This is a genomic window from Rhodococcus sp. ACPA1 (assembly GCF_002300195.1).
Taxonomy (GTDB): domain Bacteria; phylum Actinomycetota; class Actinomycetes; order Mycobacteriales; family Mycobacteriaceae; genus Rhodococcus_F; species Rhodococcus_F opacus.
This window is the reverse complement of record NZ_NSDX01000014.1, coordinates 258,089-278,790: the sequence shown is the minus strand read 5'-3', so window position 1 is coordinate 278,790 and position 20,702 is coordinate 258,089. Positions and strand designations below refer to the sequence as shown.

General features: G+C 65.5%; 17 protein-coding genes and 3 pseudogenes. 10 read left to right on the top strand and 10 right to left on the bottom strand.

Going from position 1 to position 20,702, the window contains the following annotated elements; all coding sequences use genetic code 11:
* Window positions 1-276: 276 nt before the first annotated feature.
* Window positions 277-1,542 carry an IS256 family transposase gene (locus CJ177_RS44255; RefSeq protein WP_095870919.1) on the bottom strand — a complete coding sequence of 422 codons (1,266 nt, stop codon included), beginning with the start codon at window positions 1,540-1,542 and terminating at the stop codon, window positions 277-279.
* A gap of 152 nt (window positions 1,543-1,694) precedes the next feature.
* Window positions 1,695-2,382, bottom strand: a pseudogene (locus CJ177_RS44250) (IS6 family transposase).
* 47 nt (window positions 2,383-2,429) lie between these two features.
* Between CJ177_RS44250 and CJ177_RS49680 the strand changes: the two are divergent.
* Both CJ177_RS49680 and CJ177_RS48995 read left to right on the top strand, forming a co-directional pair.
* Window positions 2,430-2,618: pseudogene (locus CJ177_RS49680) on the top strand (hypothetical protein); the annotation flags it as partial.
* A gap of 191 nt (window positions 2,619-2,809) precedes the next feature.
* Window positions 2,810-2,914 (top strand): annotated as a pseudogene (locus tag CJ177_RS48995) (class II glutamine amidotransferase); the annotation flags it as partial.
* Between the two features lie 64 nt (window positions 2,915-2,978).
* Here CJ177_RS48995 and CJ177_RS44235 read toward each other — a convergent pair.
* From CJ177_RS44235 to CJ177_RS44215, 5 genes are all read right to left on the bottom strand, one after another.
* Window positions 2,979-3,212 carry a ferredoxin gene (locus tag CJ177_RS44235; RefSeq protein WP_095870917.1) on the bottom strand — a complete coding sequence of 78 codons (234 nt, stop codon included), beginning with the start codon at window positions 3,210-3,212 and terminating at the stop codon, window positions 2,979-2,981.
* Window positions 3,209-4,477: an NADH-ubiquinone oxidoreductase-F iron-sulfur binding region domain-containing protein gene (locus CJ177_RS44230; RefSeq protein WP_095870916.1), complete on the bottom strand. Its 1,269-nt coding sequence runs from the start codon at window positions 4,475-4,477 to the stop codon at window positions 3,209-3,211. The genes CJ177_RS44235 and CJ177_RS44230 overlap by 4 nt, the downstream gene beginning before the upstream one ends.
* Complete coding sequence (locus tag CJ177_RS44225; protein WP_095870997.1) at window positions 4,474-5,019, bottom strand: ferric reductase-like transmembrane domain-containing protein; 546 nt, start codon at window positions 5,017-5,019, stop codon at window positions 4,474-4,476. The genes CJ177_RS44230 and CJ177_RS44225 overlap by 4 nt, the downstream gene beginning before the upstream one ends.
* An 11-nt stretch (window positions 5,020-5,030) precedes the next feature.
* Window positions 5,031-5,915, bottom strand: coding sequence for an FAD:protein FMN transferase (locus CJ177_RS44220; RefSeq protein ID WP_095870915.1), 885 nt, complete (start codon window positions 5,913-5,915; stop codon window positions 5,031-5,033).
* A gap of 62 nt (window positions 5,916-5,977) precedes the next feature.
* A complete protein-coding gene (locus CJ177_RS44215; RefSeq protein ID WP_095870914.1) occupies window positions 5,978-6,274 on the bottom strand; it encodes a hypothetical protein in 297 nt (98 codons plus the stop codon).
* A gap of 130 nt (window positions 6,275-6,404) precedes the next feature.
* Between CJ177_RS44215 and CJ177_RS44210 the strand changes: the two genes are divergently transcribed.
* The 8 genes from CJ177_RS44210 (at window position 6,405) to CJ177_RS44175 (ending at window position 17,405) form a co-directional block, all read left to right on the top strand.
* Window positions 6,405-7,085, top strand: a complete 681-nt coding sequence (locus CJ177_RS44210; RefSeq protein WP_095870996.1) for a response regulator transcription factor — start codon at window positions 6,405-6,407, stop codon at window positions 7,083-7,085.
* A gap of 98 nt (window positions 7,086-7,183) precedes the next feature.
* On the top strand, window positions 7,184-8,344 hold the full coding sequence (locus CJ177_RS44205) for a sensor histidine kinase KdpD (RefSeq protein WP_095870913.1): 1,161 nt from the start codon (window positions 7,184-7,186) through the stop codon (window positions 8,342-8,344).
* 567 nt (window positions 8,345-8,911) lie between these two features.
* On the top strand, window positions 8,912-9,268 hold the full coding sequence (locus tag CJ177_RS44200; protein ID WP_095864757.1) for a hypothetical protein: 357 nt from the start codon (window positions 8,912-8,914) through the stop codon (window positions 9,266-9,268).
* A 750-nt stretch (window positions 9,269-10,018) separates the two neighbouring features.
* Window positions 10,019-10,360 (top strand): metallopeptidase family protein, encoded by a 342-nt coding sequence (locus CJ177_RS44195; protein WP_095870912.1) that lies wholly within the window; start codon window positions 10,019-10,021, stop codon window positions 10,358-10,360.
* Window positions 10,361-10,856: 496 nt separating this feature from the next.
* On the top strand, window positions 10,857-11,504 hold the full coding sequence (locus CJ177_RS44190; RefSeq protein ID WP_095870911.1) for a HemK2/MTQ2 family protein methyltransferase: 648 nt from the start codon (window positions 10,857-10,859) through the stop codon (window positions 11,502-11,504).
* Between the two features lie 133 nt (window positions 11,505-11,637).
* The gene (locus CJ177_RS44185; protein WP_095870910.1) at window positions 11,638-16,140 is read left to right on the top strand and encodes a non-ribosomal peptide synthetase; all 4,503 of its coding nucleotides are present in this window, start codon (window positions 11,638-11,640) and stop codon (window positions 16,138-16,140) included.
* A 49-nt stretch (window positions 16,141-16,189) separates the two neighbouring features.
* Entirely contained in the window at window positions 16,190-16,660 is a 471-nt protein-coding gene (locus tag CJ177_RS44180) for a DUF2231 domain-containing protein (RefSeq protein WP_095870909.1), read from the top strand.
* Window positions 16,661-16,703: 43 nt separating this feature from the next.
* Window positions 16,704-17,405: a response regulator transcription factor gene (locus tag CJ177_RS44175; protein ID WP_095870908.1), complete on the top strand. Its 702-nt coding sequence runs from the start codon at window positions 16,704-16,706 to the stop codon at window positions 17,403-17,405.
* Here the strand turns inward: CJ177_RS44175 and CJ177_RS44170 are convergent.
* The 3 genes from CJ177_RS44170 to CJ177_RS44160 all read right to left on the bottom strand — a co-directional run bounded on the left by CJ177_RS44170 (window position 17,362) and on the right by CJ177_RS44160 (window position 20,429).
* Complete coding sequence (locus tag CJ177_RS44170; RefSeq protein WP_095870907.1) at window positions 17,362-18,762, bottom strand: cell wall metabolism sensor histidine kinase WalK; 1,401 nt, start codon at window positions 18,760-18,762, stop codon at window positions 17,362-17,364. The two genes, CJ177_RS44175 and CJ177_RS44170, sit on opposite strands and share 44 nt — an antisense overlap.
* A gap of 84 nt (window positions 18,763-18,846) precedes the next feature.
* On the bottom strand, window positions 18,847-19,542 hold the full coding sequence (locus tag CJ177_RS44165) for a DedA family protein (protein WP_257015022.1): 696 nt from the start codon (window positions 19,540-19,542) through the stop codon (window positions 18,847-18,849).
* Window positions 19,539-20,429, bottom strand: a complete 891-nt coding sequence (locus tag CJ177_RS44160) for a phosphatase PAP2 family protein (RefSeq protein WP_095870906.1) — start codon at window positions 20,427-20,429, stop codon at window positions 19,539-19,541. The genes CJ177_RS44165 and CJ177_RS44160 overlap by 4 nt, the downstream gene beginning before the upstream one ends.
* Between the last annotated feature and the right edge of the window lie 273 nt (window positions 20,430-20,702).

Here is a 20,702-nt window from a genome sequence, read left to right as displayed (position 1 = left end):
TGTCCGGCACCGGCAAAATCCACCCTCGCCGACCTCCTCGCACGCGATCTCGGTGTGCCCTCCTTCGCCGGTGACTGGCTGCTCGGCGCACTCGCGCCCGCCCACCACGTCCTGGCCAAGCTGGACCGACCCAACTACCTCGCGATGTACCACAGCCTCGTCGAATCGCTGATCACCCGGCAGCTGATGCACGACCAAGGTGCCACCGTCGACTGCGCGGTCAACGACACCGTGGGACTGTCAGAACATCGGTGGATCCAGTTCTGGCGCATGAATCTAGATCACAGTTGGGGTGATACGGCCTTCGAATGTGATAGCAAACGCATTGAGGGCCGGCTTCCACCTCGTCACCCATCGTGCCCTTCCCTTACCCGTGGGGTCCAGCGCCCGGGTGGCGAGGTAGAGACACTTGAGCGCGGCCTGCTCGCTGGGGAAGTGGCCCCTCGCCCGCACCGACCGCCGGTAGCGCGCGTTGAGGGACTCGATCGCGTTCGTCGAGCAAATGACCCGGCGAATCTCGGGGTCGTAGTCGAGGAATGGCACGAACTCGCTCCAGGCGCTTTCCCACAGCCGGACGATCGCCGGATACCTCGGTCCCCATTTGCCGGCGAACTCGGTGAAACACTCCTTGGCCGCGGTCTCGTTGACTGCGGTGTATATCGGTCGCAGGTCCCGTGACATCTCGTCCCAGTATTGACGGGACGCATAGCGGAAGGTGTTGCGCAGGAGGTGGATCAGGCAGGTCTGCACTACCGTGAGTGGCCAAACGGCCGTGATCGCGTCGGGCAGCCCCTTGAGTCCGTCGCAGACGGCGATGCACACGTCGGCGACCCCGCGGTTGCGGATTTCCGTCAGGACGGCGAGCCAGAACTTGGCCCCCTCTCCGCCGTCACCTGCCCATAGTCCGAGGATCTCGCGTTCCCCTGCGGTGGTGACGCCGATGGCGACGTAGACGGGTCGGTTGGCGACCTGGCCGTCGCGGATCTTGACGTGGATGGCGTCGATGAACAGCACCGGATACACCAGGTCGAGGGGACGGACAGACCATTCGGTCATCTCCGTGAGGACCTTGTCGGTGATCTTGCTGATGGTCTCCTTCGAGACCGAAGCGCCGTAGACGTCGTCGAAGTGGGCCGCGATTTCGCCTGTGGTCAGGCCTTTCGCCGAGAGGGACAAGATGATTTCGTCGACCCCGGTCAGGCGTCGCTGCCGTTTCTTGACGATCTGCGGGTCGAACGAGGCGTCGGTGTCCCGTGGCACCTGGATCTGTACCGGCCCGATCTCCGTAAGCACGGTCTTTGTCCGCCGTCCGTTGCGGGAGTTCGCTCCGTTTCTCCCCTCGACCTGGTGTTTCTCGTAGCCGAGATGCTCGTCCATCTCGGCTTCGAGTGCGGTTTCGAGGACGTTCGCGGTGAGCTGGTTGAGCAGTCCGTTCGGGCCGACCAACTCGACGCCCTCGGCTTTGGCCTGGGCCAACAGTTGTTGGGCCAGCTTCTGGTGGTCAATCTTCGACTGATCCATGGGATCCAGTGTTTCGGTCATCGTCTTGCCTTCTCGCCAAGAGAACTCGGCGTGTCGGCCAGATCCAGTTCAACCGTTATCCCGACAGTCCCGACACCGTCGCACAGGCGCTGTCAAGTTGTCTGGGGTGCAACCGGTTCAGGGTGCGTCGGGCATCATGGGTGACCGGTTGGTCAGGCCGCGGGGGCCTGTTCGGTGACCTGATTCCACACCTGGAATCGGGTGCGTATCTCGGTGCGGTAGTCGGTGGCGGTCATCCGGTGCCGGTGCGGCCGAAAGTGTGGAGAGATGCGGCTGAACGAGGACAGAAATCTCTGGGCTGAGCCCACCGAGCGGAAGCCTTTCATCGCCCGTTTGCGTTGGCGGGTCGGTTGATGGGAGTTCTCGGCCCGATTGTTGAGATATTTCGATTGCCGGTGCTCGGTCTTCGAAATGGTGATCCGGTGGGCGACCTGGTAGCGGGCGAGTTGGTCGGTGACCAGCACCCGCGGGCTGCGGCCATGCCGTTTCAGGATCTTCCGGAAGAACCTGGTCGCTGCCTTCCCGCTTCGATTGGATCAAGATGTCGATGACGTTGCCGTGCTGATCGACGGCCCGCCACAAGTACTTCCGGACCCCGTTGACCTTGATGAACACCTCGTCGAGATGCCACTTGTCACCCGGTTGGGGCTGACGCCGCCGCAGGCCCGCCGCGTATTCGGGGCCGAACTTCGTGCACCATGTGCGGATCGTTTCGTACGACACAACGATCCCGCGGGCGAGCATGAGCAGCTCGATCTCGCGGAAGCTGAGCGGGAACCGGTGGTACAGCCACACACAGTGGGAGATGATCTCCCGCGGAAACCGGAAACCCTTGTACATAGACACCACCGGATCATCCCAGATGGTCCGATCTCAACAACTTGACAATGCCCTTTCAATTGCTTACGGCCCCTTCCAGTGGCGTGCCGGTTTTGCCCGATTCGATCACCGTCGTGGTGTTCGATCTGGACGGGGTCCTGACGAGCACCGCCGTGTTGCACCGCAAGGCGTGGATGCACTCCATCTACGCCTACCTCAAGGCGCGGGACGCAACGAGATTCATGGAGTTCACCGAGCATCTCGTTGGTCCCTTGGGATCATCGTCTGGATGTTGGTCTTGTTGATGGGGAGGTCGCCCCGCTCGACGAGTGCTGTGGTGATGTCGCGGACTCCTCCTCGTCGGACATGCGCCGTCGGAGCAGTGCGATCAGCGGGAAGTAGTCAATCACAGGCATGGTTCCGTGCCGGTTGATGCATCTGAAGGTGGATGGTGTACTCGGGCAAACCGATTCGCGCGCACGATCGGCTGTTCTGGCGCCACCACTCCCTGATCGACCAGAGCCTGCACTCCCTCCTCGGGGCGACGACGACTGTCATCGCGATGATCACAGCCGGGCCATCGCCGGCTACACCGCGCCGTTGCCGGGCAGCTGTCGTCACGGTGCGGTCATCAAGGTCAAGGCCAGTCGCGGGCAGAGTCTGACTGCGGCGGCGGCCTCTGCTTCGCAGCCGGCCGGGATGTGAGGTTCGTGGGTGTGATCGAGGGGCACGGGGTAGCCCCAATCGTCTCGCCCGAGGATTCCGGGGAGCAGTTCGGTGCAGAGTCCCCGACCATCGCACTGGGTCCAGTTGATGTGCAGGCGCAGGTGTGGGGCGGTGCGGGTGGTCATACGCGGGACTCCTTTCGGGAGTCGTGGCCAGTGACGGTTGTCAGCAGGGCCTCACACTGTCCGTCGTTGTGAAGGAGGATGTCGGAGGCGAAGACGTCGAGTGCGCTGCGGACGAAACGGGCGGTGCCGTCTGGGTGCCGGCACGAACCACGCCCATCGACGAGATCAGCTATTCGGCGAATCTCGGTGGCGGCTCCCGTGGCGGTGGCGGTGCCGTAGGCGAGCTCGGTCAGCAACTGAGCCAGCCGGGGCAGGCCATTGATGCACGGCCCGCATTGGCCGGCACTCTGCTCGGCGAGGTAGGTGACGATGTCGGCCGATCGGGCCAGGCCGCAGTCACCGATCGCGAGCGCATGGACGATCCCGGCACCGGGACTCGCCCCCGCGCGTGCCATTGATGGGCGGCAGAGATGGAAGTCACCGAGCGAGGCCAGTGTGAGCCAGGTGCCGTGATAGCCCCCGACGAGCACGGACCGCAGGGTCCGCAGGTCGGTACCTCCGTCGTGACTGATCAGCTCCGCTATCGAAACACCGGTAGGTACCTCGACGACACCGCCGGCGCGGACGGCGCCCGAGAGGGTGACCAGCATCGTCCCGGGCTCGGACGGATCGCCGACCGACCGGAACCAGCGAGGTCCGTATCGCGCAATCAAGCCGATATGAGCCAGTGTCTCCACGTTCTGCACCAGCGTCGGTCGCCCTCGAACGCCGGAGACCGCGGTGCTGGCGAGCTGATCGCGGGGCAGCGCCGGACCGCCCTCGACACGGCTGACGACCGCCGACTTCTCGCCGGCGACGAACGTATCGGGTGCCTCGATCACATTCACGTGGGGTCGGTGCCAGCGGGCGTCGTGCCGCTCGTCCAGCGCGGCACGAACAGTGGCCAGAGCGCGGGTCGGGACGTATAGGTACAGTTCACGAGCCCCGATCGCCTCGCCGGCCAGGATCAGCCCGTCGAGAACGAGATGGGGGGCTTGTGCGAGCAGGGTTGCGTCCTTGCGGCTCTCAGGTTCACCTTCGGCCCCGTTGCCGATCGCGATCGCGCCGCGTCCGGTCGCCGTGGAGATCTTGCGACCCGTCGGGAACCCGGCGCCGCCACGTCCGACGAGCCCGGCTTCGTCGAGCAGTGCCGCCAGCGCACCCGGCCGCCGGAACTCGGGCAAGGAGCCGAATCGTCCATGATGCTCGGCGAGAGAAGGCCCGCCGGCGGCGAAGAGCCGACCCTGTTGTGGCCCGGACTCCTCTGGGAAGGCATCGACTGTCATGGCCACTCCTTGATCCGTGCGGTGGCGTATTCGACGAAATCAGCGCGAAGTCTCCAGGTGACGCTCGCGACCACGGTGAAAACACAGACCGTCACGACGACGAGAAACCACACGTGCGACGGGTCGGTTCCATTTCCGAGTGCGTGTGCGAGCGCGATCGGCCACAGCGCGTACGTACCCCAGTGCATTGCCCGGAAAAGTCGCACGCCGATGCGGTGCCGCAGCACGCTTGTCACGACGACGACGAGCAGAACGTCGAAGGCCAGCGTTCCCAGACCGAGCCAGAACGGTTTGTAGGCACCGAGAAACGGTACGAAATTATCGACCAACCGCAGCTGCGCGTACGGATCTGCGAGCAGAGACAGCACGTGAAGTGCGACCAGGATTGTTCCGGCCAGGGCGGCTGCGCGGTGCACGTCAGCGACCGCAAACCGCGGCAACGACAGCATCGGGCGGCCGGAGCGGGTCGCGACTCCGAGCGCCACCGAAACGGTGAGAAAAACCAGTGCTGTGATACCTGTGCCTCGCCCCAAGGCCCACATGGCTTGATCCATTACCCCTCCCGATATTCGTCTCGATACGACGACGGCCATGCCCCGACGGTGCGCACCGCGCGATCCCGGGCCACGAATCGTGCAGGCAACCCGAGGGTGCGCACCCAGTTCACGGCGCGGTGCCCGCGGACGATGGCTGCGGTGGCGACGGTGTTCGCATCGACACAGGTGTCGGCCGCGACGGTGACGGTGCGCCAGACCGGGTCTACCGACCTTCCGGTGCGCGGATCGAGGATGTGGTGCACTATTTCTCCCCCGGTGCGCCAGCGGCGGCGGGTGGTGCTCGAGGTTGCCAGCGCAGCACCAGATGGCAACGCGATACGACTCGCGGGGTCGCCTACGGTGTCGTGGACAAGCACCTGCCAGCCTCCGGCGGGCGCATTGCCAGCGGTGGCGATGTCGCCTCCGAGGTTGACGAGAACGCCGCTGCCGGTCATTGCGGCAACCTGGCGGGCGCACCGGTCGGCGGCAAAGGCCTTGGCAGTGGCTCCGAGATCGAGCAGTACACCGTCGGGGACGGTAACCGTGCGGTCGCTCAGTTCGATCATCGACCACGACGCGGGCGTCGTGATCGTCGCCGATGGTGCCGGCTCGTCACTCAGGACGGCGAAGTCCCGGTTGTAGCCGAGAGCGACCACCGCGGCACCGACCGTCGGATCGACATCGCCGTCGGTCCGCCACGCAGCCGTCAGCGCCGTCAGGATCAACTCGGCGAGCAAGGGACTCACGTCCGTGGGCACGCCGCCCGACTTGCCGAGCACGCTGACCTCCGAATCGGGTCGAAATCGCGAACACGCCGCCTCGACGAGATCGAGTTCGGCATCGATCTCGTCGCGCGCGAGAGAAAGAGCGGCGGGATCGGTGAGCACGATCTGCATGGTCATGCCCCACCGTGACCATCGCGACGCCACTAACTCACCGGTGGGTCCACGGCCGGCTGTCACTGTCATGACCCGTGCGAACTGGTGTGGTGCACACCGGAACCCGGGGACAGCGACGGTGCCGAACCGAATCCCGGCGTCGCGGCAGCCCCGGTACTCGATGAGGTCGGCACCTGGCCGGGCGCTGTGGGCCCCGCCGTGGTCGCTCCGGGATCCGATGCATCGACCGCGGTCAGCAGAGGATGCGTCGAGGTATCGGCATATGCCAGAGCGGATGCGCCGACGACGCCGACGACGCCGGCCCCGACCAGCGCCCAAGTCGCCGCGACGACCCGCGCGAAACCGTCCCTCGGTTGTTCCATGCCAGTCCTTCGGTCACATGAACGTCGACGCCGGTTCCCGGTATGCAAGTGCCGCGTCGACAGCTGTCGATACCAATGCTGACCGACGTTTCTGGGAGCATTCGAAGAAATGACCTGGCAGGCTCGACTCATGGCCGACCGCACCGCTGCCCCGAGGCTGCTTCTCGTCGAGGACGATCGTGCGCTCTCATCGATGCTCGTCGAGCTGTTCACCGACGAGGGGTACGAGGTCGATGTCGCACACGACGGGCAACAAGGTCTGCACCTCAGCCTGATCGGCCACTACGAGGCGATGATCGTCGACCGCGGTCTGCCGGTGATGGACGGCGCCGAACTGGTGGCCGTTCTCCGGTCCCGTGGTGTCGTGACCCCGGTGCTGATCCTCACGGCTCGCGGCGCGGTGACAGACCGGGTCGAGGGCCTCGACGCCGGCGCGCAAGACTATCTGATCAAACCGTTCGACGTGCCCGAGCTGCTTGCACGGGTACGGTCGCTCCTGCGTCGACAACGCGACACCGCCGCAACCCTCACCGCCGGCGCGTGGCGGCTGGACCGGCTGACCCGCACCGTGAGCGATACGACCGGAGAGCGAGCTGACGTCGAGTTGTCCGAACGAGAGTGTGCGCTACTCGCCGTCCTGATGAGCTCACCGCGACAAGTGTTCACCCGAGCCCAACTACTCGAGTCGGTTTTCGATCGCGCCGACACACAAGGCGCCGTCGACACCTATGTGCATTATTTGCGACGCAAGCTCGGACGCGACGTGGTGCGCACCGTCCACGGAACCGGCTATCGGTTCGGTGATCGATGACACCCGCACGTACCACACCTCGCGCCGAACGTAGGCGTGGGCACTCGGCGACATCCAGTGACGTCGCAGTCGTTCGGCGTGCGGGCCAGATAGCGGCGGTGCAGGCCTCGGTCGCGTTGGCGGCGGTGCTGTTGGTGGTCGGGGCGGTGGTCTTGTTCGTCGATGTGCGCGTACAGAATCAGCAGATCACACGGCAACTGGTATCGGTCGCCGCCACTGCCGATGACGTCAACGACCCGCCACCGGGAATGACTTTGGCGCTGCGCGACCTATCGGGCAATGTGTCCGTGGGAGCTCACGCCACCGTGACCCTCGGGTTGCTCGCGGGCCCACCAGGTTTCTCCGATGTCGATGTCGACCATCGGCACTATAGGGCACTCGTCGTGGACAACACCCACGGCCGGGTCGTCGCGCTGATCGACCTCGAGCCATTCGAGTCAGGTCGCAACCGACTGCTGCTCTCCCTCGGGGTGGCCGAACTCGCTGGTATCGCGGCATCGGTCGGTGTGGTGATTCTCTTGACGCGCCGTTCCATCCGACCGTTGACGCAGGCGCTGGACCTGCAGCGACGTTTCGTCGCTGACGCCTCGCACGAGTTGCGGGCGCCCTTGACAGTCCTACACACGCGTGCGCAGCTACTGGACCGCCGTCTCGATCGACTCCCCCCAGAGGAAATCAAGAAGCAACTCGGCGGATTGGTCGAGGACACCCGGGCACTCGGCGACGTCGTGGAAGACCTACTGGCTTCGGCGTCATTGACCACCGGATCCGCGCCGAAGGAGAAGGTCGATCTCGCCGCCGTGGCCGACAGAGTCCGCGACAGTATGTCTGTGCACGCGAAGTCTCTAGGAGTCACCCTCGAGTTCGAGCGCTCACCTTCCGACGCCGTCACCGAGGCCTTCACCGTCCTCGGCTCCAAAACTGCGCTCCGCCGGGCGGTGACATCCCTTGTCGACAACGCATTGACCCATCAGCGTTCGGGCGGAACAGTCCTAGTTCGGGTGCGGCGAGACGCCGAGCAGGTTGTCGTCGATGTTCGCGACACCGGTGCTGGACTCGACCCCTCGATCACGGGCACGCTGTTCAGTCGTTTCTCACACGGCGACAATCAACCTGGCAGTGGGCGCCGCTACGGAATCGGGCTTGCCCTCGTCCGCGAGATTGCACACGCCCACGGTGGAGAGATCAACGCCGCCGCAAACCCCGACCAGGGCGCGACCTTCACCCTCACGATTCCTGCCGCACCAACCGACCAGTAGCTCGAGTTTCCCCCATGAATCACCCCGCCACTTCCTCTGAGTGGCACAGATATGCGTTTCCTCGCACTGGAATTCACACCGAAGTCTCCCGCGGTGCGATGGGCCTGCACCCAACGGGAGTCGCGGTGCCGGCCACTCCACCTCTCCCTCCGGGTGACTACCGACACGCGGCCTCGTAGCGGGTGCCGCGATGGGCGGCGAATAATATTTAGCACAATCACATTACGTAACCGGACGCTTACGATTCTCAGCACAATATCAGGCACTCTGCTTCGACAGAGACCGCCGATCGACCCGCCGCGCAATCGGACAAATTTCCTCAGCTAGCTTTCAACAAGTCCAGCGTACTGTGGGAAATCCTGACTGATCAGCGTTCTACCCCTGATCGGTGGCTTCGCGGCATCTACAAATGCCGTTGCAGTGCAGTGTGTAAGAACTGGATATCGATGGACCCGAAACGAAGCAGGATTGCTCGTGCGCACCAAATTCACGGAAATTCGATTGACCATGGTGACCCCTCCGTCCGTCTCGGCACGAATCGCTCCGCGTGTTCGTCCAAAAGCGCTAATGTCGCCGATCGTGACGACATTGCGTGACGCGCCGATGGCGCTTTTGCGATTCAATTACCGATTGATGCGTATCCCCTTGCAATTGGTGGAAGATGTCGCGTCCACAGAACTCGATGAGCAGGCACCAACTCGCCTCGCCTACGAACAACTGTTGATTCAGTACGATCGAGTAGCAGGCCACTTCCTCAACGACGAGGACGCCCAGGACCGTGCGGCAGAACTGCACCGGCATACCGTGGCCGTCCGAGCCGCGATCGCCCGCGACCATCAGCGAGTCGACACTGAGAGCGCAGCGCTCTTGGATCTGCAGCGTGCACGGTTTCATCAGCGCCGCACAGGCACCGACCCAGCGTAAACCTCTCCACCACCGTGCCGGGATATGGAGCCCGCGTTCGTGTTCGGACCGGGAAACTGGGGCACACGTGATGTTCTCGGTTTCTTGGCCACGCACGCTGAACACCATCCTCAGCGTCCTGCACCCGCAGTAGAAACTGCGTTTATGCACACCCAGCGCCATACCCTCAAGGCGACGGATCTCGACCGGAGACTGGTCAGTGCGCGAACTCGCGGACATTTTCCCTACCAACGAGATACGGTCCCACAGACGGAAAGACACGACCGGGCAGGTTTGGATTCAGCGGCACCGAGGGGGCACTACCGGTGGCTGCGTGTGCCAGACACGTTACGGACTGGTTCGCAGCTGCGAACTCGGCCCGCGCGGAACCGAACACCCTTCCGAACTAGGGTGCGGTGCGAAACGCAACGGCACCCCACCGGGCGCCGACTCTTCTGTTACCCCGCGGCATCTGCGACTACGCCAGCGGTCGTTGCCATCTCTCGCCCCGGCTGGCTCCGCCGGGCGTCCGGGGTGAAGAATCCAGACGCCCGGGTGGCGGGACCCCGCCCGCCGCCGGCGTCACATGCGCTGCAGATTGGGCGGGTTCTGCCGCCCAAGAATGGAAGGGCAGCAGGGACTTACTACCGACCCCTAGCACCAACAGGCGGCCCAACGCTGCGGAGGGATCGCTGGTCAGCTCACCTCCATCCCGTTCAGGACGTTCTCGATGTCCTCTCACCCAGCCGGGGGCGGCGGGACAATAGATGCATGATCGACGTCGAAGGCGAAGGGTTCGAGGACATGGTCATCCGGGCACTCGACAGTGTGCCACCGGAACTCGGGCGAGTGATGGCCAACGTAGCCGTCACCGTCCACCACGACGCCGGTCCGATGGGTCTGCTCGGCCTGTACCAAGGAATTCCGCTGACCCACCGCACAACCCGGTACGCCGGTGTGTTGCCCGACCGGAACACGATCTACCGCCGAGCAATCTGCGCCATATGCCGCGGCGACGCCGAGGTTGTGGAGCAGGTCCGCCGGACCCTCGTCCACGAGATCGGACACCACTTCGGCATCGACGACACCCGACTCCACGAACTCGGATGGTGAGCCAACCAACTCGCCCCCCGATACGACGGCCTAACCCCTCACAGGTGACACGGCGAGAATCGACAGCGAGGGCCCGGCGTGTTCCTCACGGCGACGTGATCATTGATACCGGCCACCGCATCGGCCCCGCGGTACTGATCCAGATTGTCCTCCAGGTCGGCGATCGTCGCGATAAGAGCAATGCAGCCGCCGTTGGCCGATCTTCCGACGATGGGAAATTGCTCGAGTTCCGCAAGGGACTACATCGCGGATTGCGCTCCCACTATGTACCCGAGTCGATGAATACGCCACGTTCGGTTGACCGCAGCCACTGGCACAGTCACACCCCCACCCACCTCGACGCGCGGCGTCGACCTGGGAAAATGCCGAGGTCTAAGGGTGTCGACGCTCACGCCGCGGCCGCGGTTGTCAAGCGCATGCCCTGGAGTTTGTATAGTCTCATCGGCGCTCGGAACGACCTCTGGAGCGGAGTCTGAATAGTGACGAGGGGGCTCTGGTGCTGGTGCGACTTCCTGGGGTATACCCCGCGCAGCATGATTCCTGGGCGTTGGTCGAAGCTCTGAAACAGGAGGCTCTCGGGCCCGATTCTCGAGTGCTCGATCTGTGCGCCGGTACCGGCATTGTGAGTGTGCGGGCAGCGGAAGCGGGTGCCGGGCAGGTGACGGCGGTTGACCTGTCGCGGCGCGCGTGGGCGACTACGTGGATGAACACCCGACTGCACGGTCGTTCGGTGCGAGTGGTGCGCGGTGACCTCACCGAGCCGGTCCGCGGCGAGCGTTTCAATCTGGTGGTGTCCAATCCCCCCTACGTACCCGCCGAGAATGACCGGGTGCCGGTCAGCGGGATCGCACGATGCTGGGATGCGGGCAAGGACGGTCGCGCGTTGCTCGACCGGATCTGTCTGCAGGTCCCGGACGTTCTCGCGGCCGGCGGGGTGCTGCTGCTCGTGCAGTCCTCATTTAGTGGGATCGAGAAGTCCCAGACGATGCTCGAAGAACAGGGTCTGCGCGTCAATATTGTGTCGCGGATCGATATCCCTTTCGGGCCGGTGCTCGCGGCCCGAAGGGACATGCTCGTCCAGCGTGGGGTGATCGATGTGGGGCAGCACTGCGAGGAGCTTGTCGTGCTGCGGGCAGTCAAGTGAGGGGTGGTGCGGGTGCCGTCGCCCCGACTCTGACGCCCCACTCGTCGCGTCGAGTCGAAGACTCGACATCCTCGCCGGCACCGCCCGCTGTGGTTGGACACAGACCAGATGCGACGAGATCCGCGAGGCGAATGTGATCACCGGTAACGACCTGCCCGGGCCGGGGGCGCGCGTGATCCCTCTGACGGCGGCGCAGCGCTCCATATGGTTCGCCCAGCAACTCACCCCCGACGTCCCGTACGTGATCGCCCAGTACGTGGAGCTTCGCGGACCGGTCGACCTCGACCTGCTGGCCGAGGCCAGCGAGCAGGCACGCCGCGAGCTCGGCGGCGGATTCATCAAGCTCGTCGACGTCGACGGGCACCCGCACCAGGTCCTGGGCATGACGTCGGCGAAGCCGGTGCCCGTGGTCGACTTCCGTGGCGACTCCGTCGAGGCGGCCCAGGCGTGGATGCGGAACGAGAGCTGCGCGCCGATAGAGATGTACGGCGAGTCGTTGATCGTCTCGCACATCCTGCAACTGGCCGACGAGCACTTCTACTGGTATTCACGCGCCCACCACATCGCGTTGGACGGGTATGCGGCGATGATGTCGATGCGCCGGGCAGCAGAACTGTATGTCGCCGCAATCGACGGCGTCGAAGCCCCGCAGCGCCAGATGATCGACCCGGAACAGATAGTGCAGGAGGACGCGGACTATCGCTCCTCCCCGCGTTTCGGTCGGGATCGTGACTACTGGCACCGTCAGGTGCTCGAGCTTCCCCCCGTGGTCAGCCTCAGTCCGCACACAGCGCCACCCGGCGCAACGGTTCGGGTGGCCAGTGATTCCCTTCCACTGGGTGGCCCTTCGGCCCGGAGGCTCGCGCGCGGGAGCGGCCAAAATCCGACGGCGCTGATCGTGGCCGCATTCGCGGCATACCTCGCCCGGATGACCGGTGTCGACGATGTCGTGCTGTCACTGCCGGTGTCTGCGAGAACATCGGCCCGGCTCAGGGCCGCGGGTGGTTCGGTATCGAACGTTCTTCCGCTGACGCTGAAGGGAATTGGCTCCGCCACGATCACGGAGGCGATCGGGGTGGCCCGAGCTGCGCTGACGACTGCACTGCGCCATCAACGGTATCGCCGGGAGGACATCGGACGTGAGATGGACTCGGCAGGAAAAGGGTTCGCCCATTTCGGGCCAGTCCTCAATCTCATGCTGTTCAAGCAGGAGATCAGCCTCGGCGCGGTGACCGGCCGGGTGCGGGTGTTGACCACCGGGCCCACCGCGGACCTGTCGGTCAACATTTACCCCGGAGTCGCCGATTCGCTCCCCCGTGTCGATTTCGAAGGCAATCCGACTCTGTACGACGAAGCGGAACTGCGCAGCCATCACCTCCGATTTACTACCTTCCTGAGATCGTTCACCGCGGCGATCGACACGGATCTCCCGGTCGCCGATCTCGACCTCTTCGCCACGGGCGAACGCGAACAGTTCACGCCGGCCATTGGTCTCGCGGACAGCGATCCGGTCACGCTCGATCGACTTCTCATGGCCACGGTCGAATCCCACCCGGAGGCCATCGCGATCCGCGACCGTGGACGTGCGGTGTCCTATGCCGAACTCGACTGCCGCGCAATCCAGGTCGCTCGGACCCTGATCGGGCACGGACTCGGACCAGAAGACCTGGTTGCGGTTGCGGTGCCGAGGTCGTACGAGTCGGTCCTGGCACTGTGGTCGGTCGCGAAGACCGGCGCCGGGTATGTGCCCATCGATCCCACTCATCCGGTCGACCGGATCGAGTACACGCTCGGCGACTGCGGTGCGGCGGTCGGGCTCACCGTGTCCACCGAGCTCGAGCGTCTGCCCGATAAACTCCGGTGGCTGACCCTCGACGACGGCCACCTCACCGGCGGTGATGCTGGTCCCGGCTGCGCGACGGTAGCGGACCAGCATCGTGTTCGTTCGCTGCTCGTCGAGCACCCCGCTTACGTGATCTACACCTCCGGCTCCACCGGACTGCCCAAGGGTGTGGTTGTCACCCACCAGGGTCTGGCCAACCTCGTTCAGGAGATCCGCGACAACTACGCGGTGTCCGCACGCTCACGCGTGCTGCATTTCGCCTCACCTAGCTTCGACACCGCGCTGGTCGAGGTTCTCGCCGCGTGCATCGCCGGTGCCACGCTGGTCGTAACGCCCCCCGAGGTGTATGGCGGACAGGAATTGGCGTCGCTCGTACGCGACGAACGCATCACCCATCTGCTGTCGACGCCGTCGGCGTTGGCGTCCGTGGACCCGACGGGGCTCGACGACGTGGAGCTCGCACTGGTCGGCGGCGAAGTGTGCCCCCCGGAGCTGGTGCAGCGCTGGGCCGGCGGGCGGGCAATGCGCAACGCATATGGGCCCACCGAAACGACCTGCAGCGTCACCCTGACCGACCCGATCGCACCGGAGCAGAGAGTGACTATCGGATCCCTCATGCGCGGGGTGAGCGCCGTGGTACTCGACCACCGACTACATCCGCTGCCACCGGGCGCGGCCGGCGAACTCTATCTCGCCTCCGCGGGAGTTGCCCGCGGCTACCACCAGCAGCCAGCGCTGACCGGATCACGGTTCATCGCAAATCCGTTCGGCAAACCCGGTTCCCGCCTGTTCCGCACCGGCGACCGGGTTCGCTGGACCGGCGAGCACACCCTCGAATTCTTGGGCCGCACCGACGGACAGGTCAAGATCCGCGGGTTTCGCATCGAGCTCGGCGAGATCAACGCCGCATTGCACCGACACGACGACGTCACCTTCGCCACCACCGTGGTGCATCAGAACCCGGCCGGTGATCCCGTCCTCGTGTCCTACATCATGCTCCGCCCCGAGGCGGCAACCACACCCGGAACTCTGAAAACGGAAGTGGCCCGGTTCCTTCCGGACTACATGGTTCCGGCATCGATCATGGTCCTGGACACGGTTCCGCTGACACCGACCAAGAAGCTCGACCGCAGCGCCCTTCCCGCGCCCGAGTTCGGCTCCGCCCCGGCATCGCGCCGCGACCCTACGACGGCAGCCGAACGCAGCGTCGCCAACGTGTTCGCCCGGATACTCGGAGTGCATCCGGTGGGTGCGGACGATTCGTTCTTCGACCTCGGCGGAGACTCTCTGTCGGCCACCCGGGTGGTCGCGGCGATCAACGCCGAACAGGGCACCACGCTCGGGGTGCGGGAACTCTTCGATACGCCCACGGTGGCCGCCCTCGCGCAGGTCGTCACCGAAGCCTGTGCTCACCGGGCTGACGACGAGAGTGCACCCCGCCCGCAGGTGCGTGCCGTCACGGTTCCCGATCGCGTGCCGTTGTCGCCGTCGCAACAGTTCATCGACCGCACGATCACCACACCCGCGTTGTTCAACATTCCGTTCACCGTCAGGGTGGTCGGCGAACTCGACACCGATGCCCTGCGGCTGGCTACCGCGGATGTCCTCGAGCGGCACCGATCGCTACGAACGGTGTTCCCCGACTCCCCCACCGGACCGCACCAATGTGTCCTCGACGTCGCTGACGCCCTCCCCGATCTCGCCCCCGTGAAGATCCCGGCCCGAGACGCCGACGAACCGATAGCGCGTCTCCTCGAGACCGGGTTCGATGTGCGCGAGCAACCGCCGCTGCGCGCCGGGCTGTTCGCGCTGACGACTCGCGAGCACATCCTGGCGTGCGTCATTCACCACATCGCGGCGGACGGCTGGTCGTTGGCGTTGCTGGCCCGCGATCTCGTCGCCGCGTACACCGCCCGCGCCGCGGGCGCGGCGCCGGAGTGGGCGCCCGCCGAGGTGCAGTACGCGCAGTACAGTGTGTGGCGACGCGAACTCCTCGGCGCCGAGACCGACACCAAGAGCCTCGCATCCCAGCAAATCGCGTACTGGAAAACGGAATTGGCGGGACTTCCCGGCGAACTCTCACTGCCGGCCGACCGCCCGCGACCACGAGAATGGTCATATGGTGCGGGCCGTGAGAGCTTTCAGATCGATCAGCGCACCCATCGCACCCTGTTGACCCTCACCCACCAGCAGCACGCCTCATTGTTTACCGCGCTGCGTTCGGCGGTGGCCATGCTGCTCGCGCGGTTGAGCGGGGACCGCGACATCGCCATCGGCACCCCGGTCGCGGGCCGCGGGGATCCCGCGCTCGACGACGTGGTGGGTATGTTCGTCAACACCATCGTGCTGCGTACCCACATCGACCCGGGCATGGGCTTTGCCGAGATCGTCGATCAGTCCCGCGACGTGGAACTGCGTGCCCTCGCCCAGTCCGAGGTGCAGTTCGAGCGGCTGGTCGAGGTGCTCGATCCACCCCGCTCATCATCGCTGCATCCGTTCTTCCAGGTCGCACTGTCGCTGAACAACTTCACTCCCGCCACGCTCAATGCCGAGACGTTGCGCTTCGAGATCACCCCTCGGCCCCTCGACATCGCCAAATGCGACCTGCACTTCCATTTCACCGAACGCCACGACACCGCGGGGCAGCCCGCCGGCATCGACGCCGAACTCGTGTACTCGACGGACCTGTTCGACGCCTCCACCGTCCGGTCGTTCATCGACGGCCTGCAGGTCGTCCTCGCAGAGATCGCGCCATCAACCCTGCACCGCCCGGGTCTGCCGGCCAACCGGTAGTTTCCTCCGGCCTCAGCGCTTTCTCAGCGCGACCCGCGATACTGGCGTCATGTCTACTGTCAGCGGCTTGCCCGCCCACGTGCTGCTCGTCCATTTCATCGTGGTCCTGGCTCCCCTGACGGCGCTCCTGGTCATCGTGTGCGGTGTGTGGCCCGCCGCCCGGCGGCGGCTCGTCTGGCCCACCCTCGTCCTCGCCGCCGTGACCACCGTGTTGACTCCGCTGACCAGCGACGCCGGCGAATGGCTCGAGAAGCACGTCGCCAGGTCGGCCACCGTGCATACCCACACCGAGTTGGGCGACACGATGATCTATTTCTCCGCCGCCCTTCTCGTGGTCGCACTGGCCACCGCCGCGGTCCATCTCCGCGAGCGAAAGGCGGACCCGTCACGGGCGCTCACACTGGTCGTCGCCGCGCTCGCGCTCGTTGTGGCAGTAGGGACCATCGTTCAGGTCTACCGCATCGGCGAATCGGGTTCGCGCGCCGCCTGGAGCGACGTCATCACCACCACCGCGCCGTAACGCCAACCGAGTAGCAACGGGTGCGATAAGAGGTGACGGGCTGATGAGGGTGCTGGTCGTCGAGGACGAAGCTCGATTGGCGAATATGATTCGCCGCGGCCTCGAACTCGAGGGGTTCGTGGTGGTCACCGCCACTACCGGTCAGGACGGTCTCTGGCGCGCCACCGAGGACACCTTCGATGTGATCGTTCTCGACATCATGCTGCCGGGAATCAACGGATATGAAGTTGTTCGTGCACTTCGCGCCAGGCAGATCTGGACCCCGATTTTGATGCTGACCGCCAAGGACGGTGAGTATGACCAGGCCGACGCGTTCGATCTCGGTGCCGATGACTACCTGGTCAAACCGTTCTCTTTCGTGGTGCTCATCGCTCGCCTGCGTGCGTTGGTGCGCCGCGGCGCACCAACGCGCCCGGTGTTGCTGATCGCGGGTGATCTGAGCCTCGACCCGGCGCGGCGACGCGTCATGCGTGGTAACGAAGAGTTGGCCCTGACTCCCCGCGAATTCGGGGTCCTAGAGTTCCTGTTGCGTCACCCGGACACTGCCCTGACGAAGGGCGAGATTCTGCGCAACGTGTGGGACGCGCACTACGACGGTGACGAGAACATCGTCGAGGTGTACGTCGGTTATCTCCGCCGGAAGATCGACGCACCGTTCGGGGCGCACACCATCGACACGGTCCGCGGCGTCGGATATCGGCTCACGACAGTTCAGCCGGAGTCACCGGACTCGCCGGAAGGGTGACCACGACCTGCACCCCGCCCGCCGCACTCTCACCGATCCGCACCGAACCTCGATGGGCGGACACGATTTCCGCGACGATGGCCAAGCCGAGGCCGGAACCGCCGCGGTCGCGTTCACGGGCGTTGTCGAGTCGCACGAACCGTTCGAAGACCCGGGCCCGATCGGACTGCGGGATGCCCGGCCCGTCGTCTGACACCGTGATCTGCGCGGTGTTCCCGCGGCGCGAGACCTCCGCGTGAACAGAATGTGCCGCGAACCGGACGGCGTTGTCGATGAGGTTGCGCATTACTCGTTCGAGTTGGGTGACATCGCCGCGGATCCGCACGGGGGTCAACGACGCGATGACCATCTTCTCGGTCTTGCCGCGAGCGCGGTGGACCTCGGTGCCCACCACGTCGTCGAGGTCCACGTCGCCGAGCCGGAGGGGCAGGCCGCGCTCGTCAGCGCGGGCAAGCAGCAGCAGATCGTCGACCAGCAGGTGCATCCGGGTGACTTCGGGCAGCAACGTGTCCCGTACGAGTTCGCGGTCAAATAGTTCTGGGCGGGCATCGGCCAGCTCCAAGGCCATGGTGACGGTGGCCAGTGGGCTGCGCAGCTCGTGTGATGCGTCGCCCACGAATCTGCGTTGCGCGGTGTGGCCGGCCTCGATGCGGGCGAGCATGTCGTTCATGGTCCGCGCCAGCGCCGCGATCTCGTCCCGGGGTGCGGGCACCGGAATCCGTTCACCGAGTTCGGTACTCGAGATCGTGGCGACTTGGGTGCGGATGTGTTCGACCGACCGTAGGGAGCGCCGTACCAGTTTGTAGGTCACCATTGCGGCGACGAGGGCGATGACCGGACCGCCGAGGGCGAGAAGCCCACCCACCGTGGCGAGGGTGACTTCCACCGGTTCCTCACTTGCCGCGACCAGGACGGTGTATTCACCTCCGACGCCGCGGGCGCCCTGCACGGTGATCCGCAGATCCGCACCATGCTCGGGCCGCCCGGTCAGCCCCGGCACCGGCGGACCGCCGGCAGGTGGCCGCACATCGGTCGCCGGGGCGCCGGGGTCGGTGTCCGATGTCCGCACCACCTGCCCGGCGGAGTCGACGACCTGAACGAGCGCGATGCGCTGATTGGTGTCGAATAGCTGACTGTCGAGGTCCGCGGGTTGGTCCGACCGCAGGCTGGTGGTGATGTCCTCGGCTCGGGCGGTCGCGGCGTCGTCGAGTCCCGAGAGCAGGGACCGGTCCAGTACGAACAGCAGCGCCGTCGCCCCGAGCGCCAGGGCGATCGTCACGACCGCACCGGCGACCAGCGCGGATCGGATCGCCAGCCCCCACAGCGACGGTCTGAGCCACTCGGGTACGGATCTCATGCGGCCATCATCCGCCATCCGATCCCTCTGGGACGCCGACGACAACCGCCGCAGCGGCGGACACCTGCCGGGTCGGCGCTGTCATTAAGGATGCTCGGCCCCGGACGGGTCACCGTCCCGGATCCCCGCTGCGGTCGAGGCGCTGTCCGGGTGGTGGACCTTGCCGGTTGTCCGATGCCGGGCCCGCAGGCCGTTGATCAACAGCGGCAGAATCGACACCAGCACGACAACGATCAGAATCACCTCGATGTGACCGCGTACGAACGCAATACCGCCGAGCAGGTAGCCCAGGACCGGCACCCCGACACCCCAGGCAATGCCGCCGATGACGTTGTAGACGGCGAAGGTGCGGTACCGCATCCCGGCCGCGCCGGCCATCACCGGCGCGATCGTGCGGGCAACGGGAACGAAGCGGGCCAACAGGATCGTGCGCGGCCCGTAACGGTCGAAGAACCGCCGCGACTGCTCGAGTTGTTTCGGACCGATCCGCTTGGCGCTGCGATGAAACACCGCGTCCCCGGCCCGCCTACCGATCAGAAACCCGAGTTGGTCACCGACGATCGCAGCGGCCGGGACGGTGAGCAGCAGCAACCACAACGGCGCGAACGGATGCGCCCGGGCGGCGAAGACACCAGCCGTGAACAGCAACGAGTCGCCCGGCAGAAAGAAGCCCACCAGCAGACCGGTTTCGATGACCACGGCACCGAGGACACCGAGCAACCCCAAGGTACCCAGCAGCGTCGACGCGTCCAGTAACCCAAGTCCGAGCGCCACATTCATGCCGCGCGTCCCATCGTCGTCGGGTTGGTGCGATCCGAGTGAGGGGTGACCTCCTCCTGGCTCGTCGCCCACCGGACACGCGCCCGGTCCATCCAGCTCGTGTAGAGCGCCCCGCCAATCACCGCGGCGAGGCCACCGAGGAACATGCCGCCGATCACGTCACTGAGCCAGTGTTCACCGAGGTACAGGCGCGTCACCGACACCACCACGGTCACCACCGCAGCCAAGATCAGCAACAGGGCACGACGGGTCGGCGGCAGACCGTACCCGAACATGACGGCGGCCATCGTGAACGACACCATCGCCCCGGTCGCATGCCCGGATGGAAACGAATGGTCCGTCTCGAGCAACACCTGGGACACGATCGGGGGGCGAGTGCGCCCGACAACAGATTTCGTCACAGTAGAGGCCAGTGCCGCCGCACCGACGGTCCCGATGAGAATCAGCGCGGGGATCGGTGAGCGGGCCCGCCGAGACAGCACCGCACCGATCGCGACCGCGGCGATGATGGTGCCCGCCGGTCCGCCGGCGTCGGTCACCGCGATGGCCGGCCCGGTCACCCAGTCCGACCTATGCTCGGTGAACCAACCCAGAACCGCCGGATCCGCACCGGTCAACCAGCCCCCGGCCATGACCTGATAGGCCAACGCAACGAACACCGCCGCCAATCCGGTGCTCTGCAGGATGGTCACCGCCGATCCGGCCGGGCGGTGATCTCCCTGCAGGCTCCGCCACACCGACGCGCTCAGGAACAGCGCCATACCCCCGACCAGTACGGCCACAGCCAGGGTCGTGGCACCGCCCTGATGGATGTCGGCAACTACCTCGTGGGCCCGCCCGAACAGATTGGAATGAATCGGTGCATCGTGGGCCGTTGCCAATGACACCGGGGGTTGAACTGCTTCTCTCACACCCGCAGTATCAGTGTTCGCCGCTGTGGAGCCGCTGAGAGCGGGACGGCGATCACACCCGGCCAGCCCCCGGATGGGAAATTTTCGGCACGAGCAAGCGCACGACCCCAGGGACGTTCGTCGGTCGCAACCCGACACCGATGGTGTTGCGGCCGCAGAGAAACCTTCCGTCCCTGCTGGGACGGGCCGGGCAGGAAGTGTGACTGCCACCGCCGCCGTCTGCCGCCCGAGGGTGCCGGTACTCGTTCG